This is a genomic window from Streptomyces sp. NPDC032126 (genome assembly GCF_055580085.1).
In genome coordinates this window covers 1,171,235-1,189,144 of sequence record NZ_JBVIMA010000001.1, presented here as the reverse complement: position 1 = coordinate 1,189,144, position 17,910 = coordinate 1,171,235, and the positions used below count along the sequence as shown (strand labels likewise).

Here is a 17,910-nt window from a genome sequence, read left to right as displayed (position 1 = left end):
CCGTCTCCCGTCTGCGTGCGCCTCAGAACGAGAACAGGTTGCAGGAGGCGCCGGTGCACTTCAAGGGTTTTCTGACAGGTAGTCAGATTTCTTGTGCGCGGCCCCTTCACAGTCGTGCGGCCCTTTGCTCTGATGACCGGCAGCCGGTGCCGCGCGCGGTCAGGAGGAACGGTGGAGTACAACCTTGCCGACCTGTTCGAGTCGGTCGTCGATGTGGTCCCGGAGCGCGAGGCGCTCGTGTACGTCGACCATCCGGGCACCGGCGCCGAGCGCCGGCTGACGTACGCCGAGCTGGACGCGGCCGCGAACCGCGTCGGCCACCATCTCCTGGACGCCGGGATCCGCCCGGGCGAGCACGTCGGGCTGCACTTGTACAACGGCGTCGAGTACCTCCAGACGGTCCTCGGCTGCCTGAAGGCGCGGCTCGTCCCGGTCAACGTCAACTACCGGTACGTAGAGGACGAGTTGGTGTATCTGTACCGGGACGCCGATCTGGCCGCCCTGGTCTTCGACGGGGAGTTCGCGGACCGGGTCGCGGCGGCGCTGCCGAAGGCCCCGAAGCTGCGGCGGCTGATCCGGGTCGGGGCGGGAGAGCTGGGGACGGCCTTCGCGCAGGCCGAGGCCGAGGCATCACCGGAGCGCGGCTTCGCGGCCCGGTCGGGCGACGACCTGTTCATCATCTACACCGGCGGCACCACCGGACTGCCCAAGGGCGTGATGTGGCGTCAGGAGGACCTGTTCTTCGCCGGGTTGGGCGGCGGGGCGCCGACCGGGGTGCCGGTCGCCAAGCCCGAGGAGCTGGCCGAGCGGGTGGCGGCGGGCGGGGCGGGCATCACCTTCTTCCCCACGCCCCCGCTGATGCACGGCACGTCCACCCTGACGGCGTTCATCGGCCTCAACTTCGGCCAACGGGTGGTGCTGCACCGCAAGTTCGTGCCGGAGGAGGTGCTGCGGACCATCGAGAAGGAGAAGGTCACCAGCATCTCCCTGGTCGGCGACGCGATGCTGCGGCCGCTGATCGACGCGCTCGCGGGGCCGCTGAACGGCACGGACTGCTCGTCGGTGTTCAGCGTGTCGTCGTCCGGGGCGATCATGTCGGAGACGGTCCGGCGGCAGTTCCAGCAGCTGATGCCGAACGCGATGCTGCTCAACAACTTCGGCTCCTCCGAGTCCGGCTTCAACGGCACCGCGACCGAGGACGCCGGCCCCGAGCGCGGCTTCCGCATCCGGGTCAACTCCCGTACCCGTGTGGTCGATCCGGCCACGCGCGCGCCGCTCGCCGCGGGCGGGATCGGCCGCGTCGCCCAGCGCGGCCATGTGCCGCTCGGCTACTACAACGACCCCGTGAAGACCGCCGAGACCTTCTTCGAGCAGGACGGCGAACGCTGGGTGCTGCTCGGCGACATGGCCACGGTCGACGAGGACGGCGTGGTGACCGTCCTCGGGCGCGGCTCGCAGTGCATCAACACCGGGGGCGAGAAGGTGTACCCGGAGGAGGTCGAGCAGGCGCTGAAGGCGCATCCGGACGTGTACGACGCGCTCGTCGCCGGGGTGCCTGACCCCCGCTGGGGCAACCATGTGGCCGCCGTCGTCCAGCTCCGCCCGGGCGCGCCGCATCCGACCCTGGAGGACATCCAGGTCCACTGCCGCGGCAGTCTCGCCGGGTACAAGATCCCGCGCCAGCTGGTGATCACGGACGCGATCCGCCGCTCGCCCAGCGGCAAGGCGGACTACCGGTGGGCGCGGGAGGTGGCGGTGGCGGCGGACGCCTGAGAGCCGCATCCGCCTCACCTGTCACACCGTAAGAAAGCCTTCCACGTGCGCCAGGAACTCCTCCGGCCGCGTCTCGTGCACGAGATGTCCCGCGTCGACGGTCACCTGCCGGGCGTCCTGCAGGAGTCCGGCGAGCGCGGCGATCTGCTCCTGCGGGATCGAGCTGGCGGGCCCGCCGCCGATCAGCAGGGCCGGCGCGGCGATCTCGCGCAGGGCGTCGAACCACGCGGGGTCGGGGGCGTTGCGCTGCGCGTCGGTGGCCGGGATGAGCGGCCAGTCGTAGGGCAGCTCGCCGGCGGGCCGTTCGGCGGGCGGTCGCGGCGGGTCGAGGGGGAAGGGCGCGGGTACGTCCTCCAGGACGAGCCGTCGGACGTCCCCGGGGTGACGCACGGCGAGCAGGCAGGCCACCATGCCGCCCAGCGAATGGCCCACGACGTCGGGCCGGACGATGCCGAGGGCGTGGAGGAAGGCGTGGACGTCGTCGCTCATCGCCTCGTACGCGTAGGCGCCCGGCGTCTCGCCGAACCACTCGCTGCGGCCGTGTCCGCGCAGGTCGAGGGCGTACACCCGGCGCGGGCCGGCCGCCAGTCGCACCGCGACGTCCGCCCAGTCGGCGCCGTCGGCGCCCCGGGCGTGCAGCAGGAGGACGGGAGCGGCGCCCTCGGGGCCCCAGACCCGGTAGGCGAGCGTGACGCCGTCGGCCTGGACGGTCTGCGGTGCGGTGTCCATGACGGGCACCTTAGGAGGCGGACGGACGGAACGGGTCTCTGATCTGCCGACAGCAGAACACCCCCGGCCCCGGGCCGGGGGCACAGCCACCCGGCCCACCTCCACCTACGACAGCACCCCACCCTTCGCCGGCGGCGCCACCGCACCATTCAGGAAAGCGGAGACGCGCGCGACGAACCAGGACGGGTCGTCCAGCCACGGGTAGTGGCCGGCGTCGGGCTGGACGGCGAGGACGGCGTTCGGGAAGGCCTCGGCGGTGCGCCGGGCCAGCTCGGGGCGGGGCCCTCCGTCGAGCCCACCGGCGAGGAGCAGCACCGGAGCGGTGAGCCGGGCCAGGCCGGCCCGGACCTCGGCCGGGTCGACGACGACCTCGACGTCGGCGTAGTAGCGGTCGCTCGCGTCCTCGTTGGTCTCCTCGAGTTCCGCCGCCGCGTGCGCCCGCGCGGTGGCGTCCCAGCGCCCGTAGAAGAAGGGGGTGATGGCGTCGTCGTACTCGCCGCCGGCCAGCCACTCCTCCAGCAGGGGGTACGCCGTCCCGAACCAGGGCTCCCCCTCCCGCAGCCGCGCGGCCGCGCGCCGGTCCTCCGGCGTGGCCCGCAGGCCGAGGGGCCGCACGGCGGTGGTGATCAGCGCGAGCCGGGCCACCCGGTGCGGGTACCGCGCGGCGTAGAGCACGGCGAGGCTGCCGCCCGCCGAGTGCCCGAGCAGGTCCATCCGCTCCAGCCCCAGGTGGGCCCGCAGCGCCTCCACGTCGTCGACCAGCCGGTCGCAGCGGTACGTCGCCGGGTCCGCCGGCACCGCCGAGTCACCGGTGCCGCGCAGGTCGAGCAGGATCAGTCGGCGGTGGGCCGTGAGGCCGCCGAGGTCGCCGCAGTACGCCGAGGCCCGCATGGGGCCGCCCGGGATCACGACAAGGGGGTCGCCCGCACCCCTGACGTGGTAGGCGAGCTCGGTTCCGTCGGGTGCGGTGAAGATCGGCATGCCCGTGATGATCGCGGACCGGACCGCGCTCGGACAACGGAGTTTCCCGGTGCGGGAGAAACACCGCACGCCCCTCTTGCCACCGGCCCGGCCGCCTGAATTACTGATCCCGAAGGGCTCGACCGAATGATCGGTTGACCGGAATGGCACGGTTGGTGAGGGAGAGAGCGCCCATGGCGGAGGCGAGGGACCTGCTGGACTCGGGAGAGCGGCTCGACGCGAACGCGCTGCGGGCGTTGCAGCTGGAGCGGCTGCGCTCGTCGCTGCGGCACGCGTACACCGATGTGCCGTTCTACCGGGAGTCCTTCGACAAGGCCGGCGTCCACCCCGACGACTGCCGCTCCCTCGACGACCTGGCCCGCTTCCCCTTCACCACGAAGGCGGACCTGCGGGAGAACTACCCGTACGGGATGTTCGCCGTCCCCCGCGAGCGCATCCGCCGGATCCACGCCTCCAGCGGCACCACCGGCCGCCCGACGGTCGTCGGCTACACGGACGCCGACCTGTCGATGTGGTCCGACATGATGGCCCGCTCGATCCGCGCGGCGGGCGGCCGTCCCGGCGACACGGTCCATGTGGCGTACGGATACGGCCTGTTCACCGGCGGCCTCGGCGCGCACTACGGCGCCGAACGGCTCGGCTGTACGGTCGTCCCCGCGTCCGGCGGCATGACGAGCCGTCAGGTGCAGCTGATCCAGGACCTCAAGCCCCGCGTCATCATGGTGACGCCGTCCTACATGCTCACCCTCCTCGACGAGTTCGAACGCCAGGGCGTGGACCCGCGGGCCACCTCGCTGGAGGTCGGGGTGTTCGGGGCGGAGCCCTGGACGGAGGAGATGCGACGGGAGATCGAGGAGCGGTTCGCGATCGACGCGGTCGACATCTACGGACTGTCGGAGGTGATCGGCCCGGGCGTGGCGCAGGAGTGCGTGGAGACCAAGGACGGGCTGCACATCTGGGAGGACCACTTCTTCCCGGAGGTCGTCGACCCGATCACCGGCGAGGTGCTGCCGGAGGGCGAGGAGGGCGAGCTGGTCTTCACCTCGCTCACCAAGGAGGCCATGCCGATCGTCCGTTACCGCACCCGCGACCTGACCCGGCTGCTGCCCGGCACGGCCCGGGTGTTCCGCCGGATGCGGAAGGTGACCGGGCGCAGCGACGACATGGTGATCCTGCGCGGGGTGAACCTGTTCCCGACGCAGATCGAGGAGATCGTGCTGCGCACGCCGGCCGTGGCCCCGCACTTCCAGCTGCGGCTCACCCGGGAGGGCCGCCTGGACGCGCTGACGGTCCGCGCGGAGGCCCGGCCGGACGCGACGCCCGAGGACCGGGAGACGGCCGCGCGGGCGATCGCCGCGGCGGTGAAGGACGGGATCGGGGTGTCGGTGGGCGTGGAGATCGTCGACCCGGAATCCCTGGAGCGGTCGATGGGCAAGCTGCGGCGGATCGTGGACGAGCGGCCGCGCTGACGGTGTCAGGGGCGGGTGGCCGACTCGGGTTCGAGAGCTCGGCGGGCCGAGTCAGCCGAAGCGCTCCCGCAGTTCCCGCTTGAGGATCTTCCCGCTGGCGTTGCGGGGCAGCTCGTCCACGAAGACCACCCGCTTGGGCGCCTTGAAGGCGGCGAGCTTCTCCCGCGCGTGGGCGACGAGTTGCTCCTCGGTGACCTCGCCGCGCGGCACGACGACCGCGGTGATCGCCTCGATCCACTTGTCGTCGGGCAGCCCGATCACGGCCACCTCGGCGACCGCGTCATGGGTGTAGAGGACGTCCTCGACCTGGCGGGAGGCGACCAGAACGCCACCGGAGTTGATGACGTCCTTGACCCGGTCGACGATGGTGAAGTAGCCGTGCGCGTCGCGCACCGCGAGGTCGCCGGAGTGGAACCAGCCGTCGCGGAAGGCCTCGGCGGTCTCCTCGGGCTTGTCCCAGTAGCCCTCGCACAGCTGCGGCGAGCGGTAGACGATCTCGCCGGGTGTGCCGTCGGGCACGTCCTTGCCGTCCTCGTCGACCACGCGCGCGTCCACGAACAGCACGGTCCGGCCGCAGGAGTCCATGCGGCCCTTGTGCTCGTCGGGTGCGAGAACCGTGGCCAGCGGGCCGATCTCGCTCTGGCCGAAGCAGTTGTAGAAGGCCAGCTTCGGCAGGCGTTCGCGCAGCCGCTCCAGCACGGGCACCGGCATGATCGACGCGCCGTAGTACGCCTTGCGCAGTCCGCTCAGGTCGCGGGTGGCGAAGTCGGGGCGGTTGGCCAGGCCGATCCACACGGTGGGCGGGGCGAACAGGCTGTCGACGCGGCCCTGTTCGACCAGGTCGAAGAGCACGTCGCCGTCGGGTGCGTCGAGGACGATGTTCGTGGCGCCCACCGCGAGGTACGGCAGCAGGAACACATGCATCTGGGCCGAGTGGTAGAGCGGCAGCGAGTGCGCCGGGCGGTCGCCTGCGCTGAGGTCGAGGGCGGTGATCGCGCTCAGGTATTCGTGCACCAGCGCGCGGTGGGTCATCATCGCGCCCTTGGGCAGGGCGGTGGTGCCCGAGGTGTAGAGCAGCTGGACGAGGTCCTCGCCGCGCGCCTCCGGCCCGTCGTACGGCCGTGCGTCGGCGAGCCGGGCGAGCAGCGCGTCGTCGGTGTCGCGCAGCGCCAACGTCCGGACGCCGTCCGGGAGCCGGCCGGCGAGGTCGGGGTCGGCGAGGACCAGGGTGCTGCCGGACTGGCCGACGATGTAGGCGAGGTCGTCACCGGTGAGGTTCTGGTTGACCGGTACGTGGACCAGGCCGGCGCGGGCGCAGGCGAGGAAGGCGATGAGGTAGGCGTCGGAGTTGTGGCCGTAGGCGCCGACCCGGTCCCCGGGGGCGAGGCCCTGCGCGAGCAGGACCGTCGCCGCGCGGGAGACGGCGTCGTCGAGTTCCTCGTAGGTCCAGGTGCGGTCGCGGTACTCGACCGCAAGGCGGGCCGGGGTGCGCCGGGCGCTGCGCCGCAGCACCCCGTCGACCGTACTGCCGTGTCCGGGCGTCATGCTCCCTGATCCTCGGCCCGGCCCCGGACCAGGTCAAGTCGCCCCCGCCCCGAAAGCGACCAGGGCCGGTCCCCTCAGAGAGGGCGGGTGCGGCCCTCCCAGTACGGATCCCGCAGTCGTCGCTTGTACAGCTTGCCGTTGGGGTCGCGGGGCATCTCGGCGACGAAGTCGACGCTCCTCGGGCACTTGAACCCGGCGAGCCGGCCGGCGCAGTGGGCGAGGAGTTCGGCCGCCAGGTCCGGCCCCGCCTCACGGCCCGGGGCGGGCTCCACCACGGCCTTGACCTCCTCGCCCCAGTCGTCGTGCGGGATGCCGAAGGCGGCGGCGTCGGCGACGGCCGGGTGGGCGAGCAGCGCGGACTCGATCTCGGCGGGGTAGATGTTCACCCCGCCCGAGATGATCATGTCGATCTTGCGGTCGCGCAGGAAGAGATAGCCGTCCTCGTCGAGATAGCCGAGGTCACCGACGGTGAAGAAGTCACCGATGCGGTTCTTGCGGGTCTTGTCCTCGTCCTTGTGGTACGCGAAGCCGCCGGTGCTCATCTTCAGGTAGACCGTGCCGAGTTCACCGGGCGCGAGCCGGTTGCCGTCGTCGTCGAAGACCGCGAGTTCGCTGATGGGCCACGCCTTGCCGACCGTACCCGGCTTCTTTAGCCAGTCCTCGGCCGTCGCGAAGGCTCCGCCGCCCTCGCTGGCCGCGTAGTACTCCTCGACGCAGTTCCCCCACCAGTCGATCATCGCCCGCTTGACGTGGTCGGGGCAGGGGGCGGCGCCGTGGATGGCGTGCCGCATCGAGGAGACGTCGTAGGACCGCCGGACGGACTCGGGCAGGGCCAGCAGCCGATGGAACTGGGTGGGGACCATGTGGGTGTGCGTGCAGCGGTGGGTGTCGATGAGGCGGAGCATCTCCTCGGGCGTCCACTTGTCCATGAGGACCAGCCGGTGCCCGATGTGCAGGGAGGCGCCCGCGAACTGGAGGACGGCCGTGTGGTAGAGCGGCGAGCAGACCAGGTGGACGTTGTCGTCGAACGGACGGATGCCGAAGATGCCGAGGAAGCCGCCGAGGTACGCCTCCTCGGGAAGCCTGCCGGGCAGGGGGCGCCGGATGCCGCGCGGGCGGCCCGTGGTGCCGGAGGTGTAGTTCATGACCCAGCCGAGCGTGCGGTCGGCGGGCGCCGACTCCGGCTGCCCGTCCAGGAGTTGGGCGTACGGCCGGAAGCCCTCGACCGCGCCGACCGCGTACCGCTGCCCGGCGGGCAGGCCGGCCTCGTCGGCGGCCCGGCGTGCCGCGTCGCCGTAGCGTTCGTGGGCGATGAGGACCTTGGCGCCGGAGTCGGCGACGATCCAGGCGATCTCGGGGGCCACGAAGTGGTGGTTGACGGGCACCAGGTAGAACCCGGCCTGGGTGGCGGCGAGATAGGCGGTGAGGAACTCGGGGCCGTTCGGCAGGACGACGGCGAAGGCGTCGCCCCGTTCCAGGCCGGCCGCGCGCAGTGCGTGGACGAGGCGGTTGACGTCCGCGTGCAGCCGGCCGGCGCTCCACTCCTCGCCGTCGGGGGCGACGAGGACCGTGCGGGCGGGGTCGGCGGTGGCCTGGGCCCAGAAGCCCGTGGGGGGCGCGCTCGTCACTTTCCGCTCCTTCCGGCGATGCGGTTGATCCGGTCGACGGCCTCCGCGAAGCCGCGGGTGAGGTCGTCGACGACGGCCTGGACGCCGCGGACCTCGTTCATCCGGCCGACGATCTGACCGACGGGCGTGCCGAGCAGCGGGTCGACCTCGTACCGCTGGATACGGGACAGGGCCTCGGCGACCAGCAGACCCTGCAACGGCATCGGCAGGGTGCCGGGGCCGTTCGGGTCGTCCCAGGCGTCGGTCCACTCGGTACGCAGCTGGCGGGCGGGCTTGCCGGTCAGGGCGCGGGAGCGGACGGTGTCGCCGGAGCCCGCGGCGAGCAGTTTGCGGGTCAGGGCGGGCGAGCTGAGGTCGGCCTCGGCGGTGGTCAGCCACACCGAGCCGAGCCAGACGCCCTGGGCGCCGAGGGCGAGCGCGGCCGCGACCTGGCGGCCGGTGCCGATGCCGCCGGCGGACAGCACGGGCAGCGGGGCGACGGCGTCGACGATCTCCGGGGTGAGCACCATGGAGGCGATGTCGCCGGTGTGGCCGCCGGCCTCGTAGCCCTGGGCGACGACGATGTCGATGCCCGCGTCCCGGTGTTTGCGGGCGTGCCGGGCGCTGCCGGCCAGGGCGGCGACGAGGACGCCCCGGTCGTGCGCGCGGGCGATCACATCGGCGGGCGGGGAGCCGAGCGCGTTGGCGAGCAGCTTGATCGGGTAGTCGAAGGCGACGTCGAGCTGGGTGCGGGCGACCTGTTCCATCCAGCCGGTGATGCGCCAGCCGGACGCCTCGCCCTCCGGCAGGTCCGGCACGCCGTACCGGGCGAGGGTGTCCCGGACGAACGCTCGATGGCCGTCGGGGATCATCGCCTCGACGTCGGCCTCGCTGACGCCCTCGACCTTCTTCGCCGGCATGACGACATCGAGGCCGTACGGGCGGCCGTCGGTGTGCGCGTCGAGCCAGTCGAGGTCGCGCTTGAGGTCGTCGGGGTCGGTGTAGCGGACCGCGCCGAGCACGCCGAAGCCGCCGGCCCTGCTGATGGCGGCGGCGACGGCGGGGAACGGCGTGAAGCCGAAGAGGGCGTGCTCGACTCCCAGGTGCTTGCTCAGCTCCGTCTGCATGGGCGCAGGATGCCGCAGCGGCCCGGCCGACGGAAGAGGCTTTCTGATAGACCGTCAGATTTCTTGGGCGCCCGGCCGCCGGAGGAGGGCTCCCGCCGCGCCGGTCACTCCCCCGCCTCCAGCACCGCCATCGCCGCGTTGTGTCCGGGCACTCCGCTCACGCCTCCGCCGCGTACCGCGCCCGCGCCGCACAGCAGGATGTTCGGGTGCCGGGTCTCCACGCCCCAGCGGCCGGTGCCCTCCTGGGTGTACGGCCAGGACAGCGCGCGGTGGAAGATGTTGCCGCCGGGCAGCCCGAGGTCGCGCTCCAGGTCGAGCGGGGTCCTCGCCTCGACGCAGGGGCGGCCGTCCGCGTCGGTGGCCAGGCAGTCGGCGAGCGGCTCGGCCAGATGGGCGTCCAGTTGGGCGAGGGTCAGCTTCAGCAGCTCCTCGCGCACGCCGTCGTTGTCCCGTTCGAAGAGCCGGGCCGGGGTGTGCAGGCCGAACAGGGTGAGCGTCTGGTAGCCCTGGGCCACGAGATCGGGGCCGAGGATCGTCGGGTCGGTCAGCGAGTGGCAGTAGATCTCCGAGGGCGGCGCGGCGGGCAGTTCACCGGCGGCGGCCTGGGCGTGGGCGGTGGCCAGCTGCTCGTAGCCCTCGGCGATGTGGAAGGTGCCGGAGAACGCCTCGCGCGGGTCGACGGAGCTGTCCCGCAGCCTCGGCAGCCGCTTGAGCAGCATGTTCACCTTGAGCTGGGCGCCCTCGGCGGGGGCGGGCGGGGTGTCGCCGGTGAGGGCGGCGAGGGCCTGGGGGGAGGCGCCGACCAGGACGTGCCGGGCGGCGGCGACGCCCTCGCCGTCGGCGGTGCGGAAGGCGACCTCGGCGGTTCGGCCGTCCGTGTCGACGCGCAGGGCCTCGTGGCCGGTGGCGAGGACCGCGCCGGCGTCGCGGGCCGCCCGGGCGAGCGCGTCGGTGAGGGCGCCCATGCCCCCGACGGGCACGTCCCAGGCGCCGGTGCCGCCGCCGATCACGTGGTACAGGAAGCAGCGGTTCTGGGCGAGGGTGGGGTCGTGGGCGTCGGCGAAGGTGCCGATGAGGGCGTCGGTGAGGACCACGCCCCGGACCAGGTCGTCGGCGAAGCGGTCCTCGATGGCGGTGCCGATGGGTTCCTCGAAGAGCATCCGCCAGGCTTCCTCGTCGTCGACGCGGCGGCGGAGTTCGTCACGCGTGGGCAGGGGCTCGGTGAGCGTGGGGAAGACCTTCTCGGCGACCCGGGTGGTCGTGGCGTAGAAGCGCCGCCAGGCCGCGTACTCGCGCTCGCCGCCGGTCAGCCGTGCGAACGCCTCCCGGGTGCGGCGCTCCCCGCCGCCGACGAGCAGGCCGGTCGGCCGGCCGTCGCGCTCCACGGGGGTGTACGACGAGATGTCCCGGGCCCGGACCCGGAAGTCCAGGCCGAGATCGCGCACGATCTTCTTCGGCAGCAGGCTGACCAGGTAGGAGTAGCGCGAGAGGCGGGCGTCGACGCCGGCGAAGGGCCGGGTGGAGACGGCGGCGCCCCCGGTGTGGTCCAGCCGCTCCAGCACCAGCACGGACCGCCCGGCCCGGGCCAGGTAGGCGGCGGCGACCAGCCCGTTGTGCCCTCCGCCGACGATCACGACGTCGTAGGTGCGGGATCCCTCGTGTGCGGACATGGTTCTTGGTAACACGGGGTGATCCACATCAGCCAGAGGTGTGCGGAGTGGCGGCTCGTCCCAACAGGGGGTGCTCGGTGGCCCCTCACGCCCCGCCCACCGCTCTGCCCGCCCGTAGGGCCGCCACCCTGCGGTACAGATCGGCCGCCTCCGCGCGTCGGCCCAGTCGCTCCAGGCAGTGGGCCTCGTCGGTGCGGCTGGCGAGGGTGTCGGGGTGGTCGGCGCCCAGGACGCGCTCGCGGGCGGCGGCGACCCCGCGGTACTCGGTGAGGGCGTCGGACCAGCGGGCCAGCCAGCCCAGGCCGACGGCCACCTCGCGGCGGCTGACGAGGGTGTCGGGGTGCTCGGGGCCGAGGACGCGCTCGCGGATGGCGTACACGTCGCGGGACTCGGCGAGGGCCTCCTCCCAGCGGCCGAGGCGGCCGAGGTTCACCCCGAGGCCGTGCCGGGCGCGCAGGGTCTCCGGGTGGGTCGGGCCGTGGACGCGGGTGCGGTCGTCGATCAGCTCGCGGTAGAGCTGGAGCGCCTCCGCGCTGCGGCCCAGGCGCCCGAGGCAGATGCCGGTCTCGTAGCGGGCGGCGAGGGTGTCGGGGTGGTCGGGGCCGAGGGCGCGGACCCGGGCCGCGGCGACCTCCCAATAGGTCCGCAGCGCGTCCGCCCAGCGCCCCAACTGGCCGAGCGTGTACGCCACTTCGTACCGTGTGACGAGGGTGTCGGGGTGCTCGGGCCCGAGCACGCGGGCGCGGGCCCCGGCGACCTCGCAGGCCATGCGGTACGACTCCTCGGGGCGGCCGAGCCGGCTGAGGTTGAAGGCGAGGTTGTGGCGGCAGCGCAGGGTGTCGGGGTGGTCGGGGCCCGCCGTGCGCTCCCGGGCGGCCAGGACCGACGTGTAGACCTGGTGGGCGTCGAAGGGCCGGCCCAACTGGCCCAGCACGTACGCCATTTCCTGCCGGGCGGCCAGGGTGTCCGGATGGTCGGCGCCGAGCACCCGGGCGCGGGTGGCGGCCACCTCCTGGTAGGCGCGCAGGGCGTCGACCGTGCGGCCGGTGCGGGCCAGGGCGAAGGCGGCCTCGTAGCGGCTGGCGAGGGTGTCGGGGTGGTCCGGGCCGAGCAGCCGGGCCCGTTCGGCGGCGACGGCTCGGTGCACCTCCCCCGCCTCGGTCCACCGCCCGAGCCGGCCCAGGCCGAGTCCGGTGCGGTGGCGCGCGGCGAGTGCGGCGAGCGCCTCCGGGGCGGGCCCGGCGCTGACCGCGGTGGCGGCCGGAGCGGCTGTCCAGGAACCGGTCAGCGCGGCCCCCGCGTCCGGCGGGACGGCCCTCAGTCCGGCGCCGGTGGCCTTGTGCCCGGTCGTCATGCCGCGCGTCCAGGACGGCAGCCTGGGCTCCGGCAGGGCGGGGCGCGGGCCGTCGGGCGGGGGCGGGCGCAGCTCGGGGCGGGGTGTCACCAGGGTGGGCACGTACACCGGAGTGGTCCGGCCCGCTCCGATCCGCCGGCCCAATTCCCGTGCGTCGGGGGGCCGTTGCTCGGGCCGTTTGGCCAGCAGGTCCAGGATGATCCGGTCGAGGTAGTCGGGCAGGTCGGGGCGGTGGGCGCGGGGCGGCCGGGGTTCGGTGTCGCGGTGCCCGACGAGGATCGCCCAGGGGTCGTCGAGGTCGAACGGGGGCGCCCCGGTGGCGATCTCGTAGAGGACGCACCCCAGCGAGTACAGGTCGCTGCGGCTGTCGACCTCGGTCCCGGCGATCTGCTCCGGGGACATGTAGTGCGGGGTGCCCATGGCGATGCCGGTGCCGGTGAGGCGGGAGGTCAGCCCGATGTCGTGGCCGAGGCGGGCGATGCCGAAGTCGCAGATCTTCACGGTGCCGTCGCCGAGCCGCACGATGTTCGCCGGTTTGAGGTCGCGGTGGACGATGCCCTGCCGGTGCGTGTAGGCGAGGGCGGAGGCGACCTGGTCGGCGATCTCCACCACGTCCGGGACGGGCAGCGGCCGGTTCCCGCCGTCCTCCAGGAGCTGGGAGAGGTTGCGCCCGTCCAGCAGCTCCATGACGAGGAAGAGCACGCCGTCGCTCTCCCCGAAGTCGTGGACGACGGTCACCCCCCGGTGCTGGAGTGCGGCGGCCACCCGGGCCTCGCGCCGGAACCGCTCCCGCAGCACCCGGGTGAAGGCCGCGTCGTGCTGCGGGCCCAGCGGGTTGAGGCACTTGACGGCGACCTGCCGGCCGAGCGACTCGTCCCGGGCCCGCCACACCTCGCCCATGCCGCCCCGTCCGATCAGATCGAGCAGCCGGTACCGGCCCTGGATCAGCCTGCTGTCCCCCATCGTGCGCCGTCGCCCCCGTTCGCCCGGCCCTCCGCTGGCTCGTCCAGTATGGCGGGCTATCGCCCCACTTTGTACGGCGCGGGACGGGCGTCCGGGCCGAGCCGCGCCATGGCCCGCAGAATGTGCTTCGGCGGCAGCTGCCAGCGCAGACGTGCGGGAACGCGGCGCAACAGGGCACCCGTGGCCCGCAGTTCGCGGGTCACCACGGCGGGTTCGGGGGCCCGTCTGCCGTACAGCTCGTGGGCGTACGGGGGCAGGGAGGCGTACGCCAGGTGGGCCACGCGCCGCCACAGCACCTCGCGCGCCGGAACGAGCAGGGGGTGCGTCGGCGGTCGCCGCAGGAACTCGTCCACCACGCGCGCCTCGTCGCCGGCGGCCAGTTCGGGCCGCACCTTCTCGAAGTAGGCCGCCATCTGCGCCCGGTCGGCGGGTACGGCGTCGGGGTCCAGGCCCACCAGCCGCGCGCTGACGCGGTGTTCGGCGAGATAGCGGTCGGCCGCCGCGTCGCTCAGGGGATAGCCGGAGCGGCACAGGACCTGCAGATAGGAGTCGATCTCGGCGCAGTGCACCCACAGCAGCAGTTCGGGTTCGTCGACGCGGTACACCTCGCCCGTGTCCGGATCGGTCGCGGTCAGCATCCGGTGGATCTTCCGGACCCGGGCGCCGGCCTTCTCGGCGGCCTCGGTGGTGCCGTAGGTCGTGGTGCCGACGAAGGAGGCGGTGCGCATCAGCCGGCCCCAGGCGTCGCGCCGGAAGTCGGAGTTCTGCAGGACGCCGCGTACGGCGCGGGGATGGAGGGCCTGGAGGTAGAGCGCGCGCACTCCGGCGACCCACATCATGGGGTCGCCGTGCACCTGCCAGGTCACCGAGTTCGGAGTGAACAGCCCGGGGTCGCCCATACCGGCAGGCTAACGCCGCACCCTCGGCATCCCCAGCCCGATCCACGAGATGATCTCCCGCTGGATCTCGTTGTTGCCGCCGCCGAAGGTGAAGATGACCGCCGAGCGGTAGCCGCGCTCCAGTTCGCCGTGGAGCACGGCGCCCGCCGAGCCCTCCTGGAGGGCGCCCGGGGCCGCGACGACCTCCAGGAGCCAGGCGTAGGCGTCGCGGCGGGCCTCGGAGCCGTAGACCTTGACGGCGGAGGCGTCCTGCGGGGTCAGGGTGCCGTTCTGGAGGGCGCCCACCATCTGCCAGTTGAGGAGTTTCAGCGCGTCGAGGCGGACGTGGGTCTGCGCGAGCCGGCGGCGCACCCAGGGCAGGTCCACCACGCGGCGGCCGTCGGCGAGCTTGGTCTCCATGGCCCAGCGCTGGACGTCGTGCAGGGCGCGGACGGCCATCGTGCCGTGTGCGGCGAGGGTGACGCGCTCGTGGTTGAGCTGGTTGGTGATCAGCCGCCAGCCCTGGTTCTCGGCGCCGACGCGGTGGGCGACGGGGACGCGGACGTTCTCGTAGTAGCTCGCGGTGGTGTCGTGCGAGGCGAGGGTGTGGATGACGGTGCAGGAGTAGCCGGGGTCGGTGGTCGGGACGAGGAGCATGGTGATGCCCTGGTGGGGCGGGGCGTCGGGGTCGGTGCGGACGGCCAGCCAGACCCAGTCGGCCGTGTCGCCGTTGGTGGTCCAGATCTTCTGGCCGTCGACCACGTACTCGTCGCCGTCCCGTACCGCGCGTGTCCTCAGGGACGCCAGATCGGTGCCCGCCTCGGGCTCGCTGTAGCCGATGGCGAAGTCGATCTCGCCGGAGAGGATCTTCGGCAGGAAGTACGCCTTCTGCTCTTCCGTGCCGTACCGCATGATCGTCGGGCCGACGGTGTTGAGGGCCATCAGGGGCAGCGGTACGCCGGCCTGGGCGGCCTCGTCGAAGAAGATGAACTGCTCGATGGGGGTGAGGCCGCGGCCGCCGTACTCCTCGGGCCAGCCGACGCCGAGCCAGCGGTCCGCGCCGAGCCGGCGGATCGTCTCGCGGTAGAAGCGCTTCGCGGCGACCGGGTCGGCGTGCCGGGCATAGGCGTTGTCGGGCACCAACGCGGCGAAGTAGGCGCGCAGTTCGGCGCGCAGCCGCTGCTGCTCGGGGGTGTGGTCGAGGTGCACGGCGCCTCCTGGCTTCCCAAGGCCGGTCTCCTGACGGCGCACACCGTAGAACGTGTTTCAGAAATAGGGAATGGCGGTGCGCCCTCGACCGCGGCGGTGCGCCCTCGGCTGGGGGCGGCGCACACGCGAAGGCCTCCGGTGCCCGAGGGCGCCGGAGGCCTTCCGCTGGGTACGGGCAAGTGATCAGCGAGGAACCGGAGTTGGCTGCGGAACCGTCCGCTCGCGCACGGTCCGGGGTGCCAGCACCCGCTCCGCCAACTCCCCGAAGACCAGCCCGAAGGAGGTCCACAGGGTCGCCTGGACGGCGAGTGCCGCGAGACGGAACTGCCACAGCAGGGTGCCGGGGAAGTCCTTCGGCACCTCGTTGAAGGACGGCAGGAAGGCGTACGACAGGCCGATCACGAGGAGGAAGAACGCGCCGGCCGCGACGGTCGCGTTCCAGTTGCCCAGGCGCGGCGCGAGACGCTTGCCGAGGATCACGGTGGCGACGGCCAGCAGCACGCTCAACGCCACCATCAGGAAGAACAGCGAGGTGCGCTTGCCGATGGTGTCGGGGTCGCCGACGGACGGCGGGTTGGCGGGGTACTTCAGGAAGGGGACGACGTAGACGGCGATCAGGCCGGCGGCCGCCAGGAGCAGCGCGCTCGCGCGCGGCCCGAAGCGTCCGATGCGGCCGAGCGCGAAGCAGTACGCGAGGGCGGCGATGCCGCCGAACGCGACGCCGTAGACGAGCACACCGGTCGACAGACCGGCGGTGGACTGCATCGTGCGGCTGACGACTTCGACCTCGTGCTCATGGGCGTGGGCATGCGCCTCCTCGTAGGCGATGGCCGCGTCCACGCGCGGTTCACCGAGGAAGTAGGCGACGACCAGGGCGAGCAGGCCCGCGGCGAGACCCGCGAGCATGCCACGCACCAGGAGTTGACGGACGGTTGCCGAATTCATGGACGGGTCGGTTCCTCGCCGGTCAGTGGCAGGGGAAACCGAGCAGGTGGCGGGCGTCGTGCACCCACTCGTGGACGTCCTCGCCGGACATCACGGAGGTGGCGCCCTGTTCGGCGCCGACGAAGTAGAGCAGGACCAGCATCAGGATGCCGAAGAAGACCGCCCAGGGGGCGATCGCCGAGATCGGCAGCTTCTCCGGAACGGCGGTGGGCGTAGCGCTGGGCTGAACGGCGGACTGCGCCATGGCAGGACCTCCTGGGGGAACTCGCGTCCCGTCTCGGTGGTGCACAGGACGACGGCCCCGGGTCTGACTCACCCGTCCCGCACACGAGGTGCGGGCCGGGCACACAGTGGCGCGACCGTGCCGGAGTCCCACCGGCTTCCGCGTGTCCGTCGTCGATTTCGTCCGTGACCGTACCGCGAAAGCGCAGATCCGGCCAAGGGCGCATCCGAGGGGCGGGGGCGCCCGCGACCTGCGGCCCGGTGCCGCGACGGGCGTCCGGCTCCGGCAGGATGGGCCCTCGTGACGCGTCGGAGAGACCAACTGAGGGACCGCCTGGGGCGGATGGGGCTGGAGATCGCCGGGCCGTGGGGCACCGACGACGTCCCGCCGCCCCGCACGGCATGGCGCCTGCTCGGCTCCCCCGACGCCCGGCCCGCGGTGGTCGTGAGCGGCGACCGACGTGACGAAGTCGACACGCTGTGGCGGCTACCGGAGTTCGTCGCCATGGCCGAGGGCGGCGACACCGTACTCGGCGTCACCACCGACGCCGACGGCACAAGGATCACGGTCGTGGACTGCAAGGGGGGCGCAACGCCGTCGGGGGCTCTGCGGAGGCTGTGGGCCGAGGGGCCGCTGGACGACCCGGAGTCGCGGGTGCGTGGCGCGGCGGTCCGTAACCCCCGGCTTCCCGCGCGCACACTCGTCGGGCTGCTCCAGGACACGGACACGGCACAGGACGCCGCCCGCCACCCGGAACTACCCGCCCCCGTCATCCACGCCCTGCTCCGGGCCGTCCAGAAGGGAGGCGGGCGATGACGGCACGGCTGGTGCTGGTTGCTCCCGCGCTCAGTGCGGCCCTGCGTGAGGCGCGGTTCGACGACGGATGTCCGGTGGACGAGGCCGGTCTGCGGCGGGCGCGGGCGGCAGGCGGTGGGCTGGCCGGCGCGGAACGGGCCCTCGTCTCCCCGACCGTGCGCTGCCGCGAGACGGCCGTCGCGCTGGGCCTGGACGCCGTGGACGCGCCGGAGCTCACGGCCCTGGACGCGGGCCGCTGGCGCGGCCGGACCCTCGCCGAGGTGGGCGCGCGGGAGCCGGAGGCGCTGGCCGCGTGGCTGGCCGACCCCGCGGCCGCGCCCCATGGCGGGGAGTCGGTGCGGGCGGTCTGCGACCGGGTGGCGGCCTGGCTGGAGACGGTGGCGCGGTCCTCCGGGCGGACGGCCGCCGTGGTCGAGCCCGAGCTGGTCCGGGCGGCGGTGGTACGGGCCCTGGGTGCCCCGGAGGAGGCGTTCTGGCGTGTGGACGTACCGCCCCTCGGCGCTGTGGAGCTGAGCGGGCGGTCGGGGCGGTGGAACGTGCGGGTCGGACGGGTTCTGGGTGACGGGACAGAGTGAGAGACGGGGGCGCGCGTGGTGCGTGCGTGGCGTGGGCCGGCGCGCC

At 73.2% G+C, this 17,910-nt stretch carries 15 protein-coding genes; 4 read left to right on the top strand and 11 right to left on the bottom strand.

All coding sequences use genetic code 11. The features are described from left to right. Positions 1-171: 171 nt before the first annotated feature. On the top strand, positions 172-1,773 hold the full coding sequence (locus tag ACZ5NW_RS05035) for an acyl-CoA synthetase (RefSeq protein WP_468742312.1): 1,602 nt from the start codon (positions 172-174) through the stop codon (positions 1,771-1,773). A gap of 21 nt (positions 1,774-1,794) precedes the next feature. Here ACZ5NW_RS05035 and ACZ5NW_RS05030 read toward each other — a convergent pair whose 3' ends face one another. Together ACZ5NW_RS05030 and ACZ5NW_RS05025 are read right to left on the bottom strand one after the other, a co-directional pair. Continuing rightward, positions 1,795-2,502: an alpha/beta fold hydrolase gene (locus ACZ5NW_RS05030; RefSeq protein ID WP_468742311.1), complete on the bottom strand. Its 708-nt coding sequence runs from the start codon at positions 2,500-2,502 to the stop codon at positions 1,795-1,797. A 105-nt stretch (positions 2,503-2,607) separates the two neighbouring features. Beyond that, the gene (locus ACZ5NW_RS05025) at positions 2,608-3,483 is read right to left on the bottom strand and encodes an alpha/beta fold hydrolase (RefSeq protein WP_468742310.1); all 876 of its coding nucleotides are present in this window, start codon (positions 3,481-3,483) and stop codon (positions 2,608-2,610) included. A gap of 173 nt (positions 3,484-3,656) precedes the next feature. Between ACZ5NW_RS05025 and paaK the strand changes: the two genes are divergently transcribed. Next, positions 3,657-4,952, top strand: coding sequence for a phenylacetate--CoA ligase PaaK (gene paaK, locus ACZ5NW_RS05020; RefSeq protein ID WP_468742309.1), 1,296 nt, complete (start codon positions 3,657-3,659; stop codon positions 4,950-4,952). Between the two features lie 51 nt (positions 4,953-5,003). Here paaK and ACZ5NW_RS05015 read toward each other — a convergent pair whose 3' ends face one another. The 9 genes from ACZ5NW_RS05015 to ACZ5NW_RS04975 all read right to left on the bottom strand — a co-directional run bounded on the left by ACZ5NW_RS05015 (position 5,004) and on the right by ACZ5NW_RS04975 (position 16,494). Next, positions 5,004-6,497: an acyl-CoA synthetase gene (locus ACZ5NW_RS05015; protein WP_468742308.1), complete on the bottom strand. Its 1,494-nt coding sequence runs from the start codon at positions 6,495-6,497 to the stop codon at positions 5,004-5,006. Positions 6,498-6,571: 74 nt separating this feature from the next. Next, positions 6,572-8,125: an acyl-CoA synthetase gene (locus ACZ5NW_RS05010; protein WP_468742307.1), complete on the bottom strand. Its 1,554-nt coding sequence runs from the start codon at positions 8,123-8,125 to the stop codon at positions 6,572-6,574. Beyond that, a complete protein-coding gene (locus ACZ5NW_RS05005; RefSeq protein WP_468742306.1) occupies positions 8,122-9,231 on the bottom strand; it encodes an NAD(P)H-dependent flavin oxidoreductase in 1,110 nt (369 codons plus the stop codon). Before ACZ5NW_RS05005 ends, ACZ5NW_RS05010 begins: the two co-directional genes overlap by 4 nt. A 104-nt stretch (positions 9,232-9,335) precedes the next feature. Beyond that, on the bottom strand, positions 9,336-10,901 hold the full coding sequence (locus ACZ5NW_RS05000) for a phytoene desaturase family protein (RefSeq protein WP_468742305.1): 1,566 nt from the start codon (positions 10,899-10,901) through the stop codon (positions 9,336-9,338). A gap of 85 nt (positions 10,902-10,986) precedes the next feature. Further along, positions 10,987-13,218: a serine/threonine-protein kinase gene (locus ACZ5NW_RS04995; protein ID WP_468742304.1), complete on the bottom strand. Its 2,232-nt coding sequence runs from the start codon at positions 13,216-13,218 to the stop codon at positions 10,987-10,989. A 56-nt stretch (positions 13,219-13,274) separates the two neighbouring features. Next, on the bottom strand, positions 13,275-14,117 hold the full coding sequence (locus ACZ5NW_RS04990; RefSeq protein WP_468742303.1) for an oxygenase MpaB family protein: 843 nt from the start codon (positions 14,115-14,117) through the stop codon (positions 13,275-13,277). A 9-nt stretch (positions 14,118-14,126) separates the two neighbouring features. Further along, complete coding sequence (locus ACZ5NW_RS04985) at positions 14,127-15,305, bottom strand: acyl-CoA dehydrogenase family protein (protein WP_468742302.1); 1,179 nt, start codon at positions 15,303-15,305, stop codon at positions 14,127-14,129. Positions 15,306-15,488: 183 nt separating this feature from the next. Then, on the bottom strand, positions 15,489-16,250 hold the full coding sequence (locus ACZ5NW_RS04980) for a CbtA family protein (protein ID WP_468742301.1): 762 nt from the start codon (positions 16,248-16,250) through the stop codon (positions 15,489-15,491). A 22-nt stretch (positions 16,251-16,272) separates the two neighbouring features. Next, the gene (locus ACZ5NW_RS04975) at positions 16,273-16,494 is read right to left on the bottom strand and encodes a CbtB domain-containing protein (RefSeq protein ID WP_468742300.1); all 222 of its coding nucleotides are present in this window, start codon (positions 16,492-16,494) and stop codon (positions 16,273-16,275) included. Positions 16,495-16,773: 279 nt separating this feature from the next. Between ACZ5NW_RS04975 and ACZ5NW_RS04970 the strand changes: the two genes are divergently transcribed. Together ACZ5NW_RS04970 and ACZ5NW_RS04965 are read left to right on the top strand one after the other, a co-directional pair. Continuing rightward, on the top strand, positions 16,774-17,289 hold the full coding sequence (locus ACZ5NW_RS04970; RefSeq protein WP_468742299.1) for a hypothetical protein: 516 nt from the start codon (positions 16,774-16,776) through the stop codon (positions 17,287-17,289). Beyond that, positions 17,286-17,864 (top strand): histidine phosphatase family protein, encoded by a 579-nt coding sequence (locus ACZ5NW_RS04965; protein WP_468742298.1) that lies wholly within the window; start codon positions 17,286-17,288, stop codon positions 17,862-17,864. Before ACZ5NW_RS04970 ends, ACZ5NW_RS04965 begins: the two co-directional genes overlap by 4 nt. Positions 17,865-17,910: the final 46 nt, after the last annotated feature.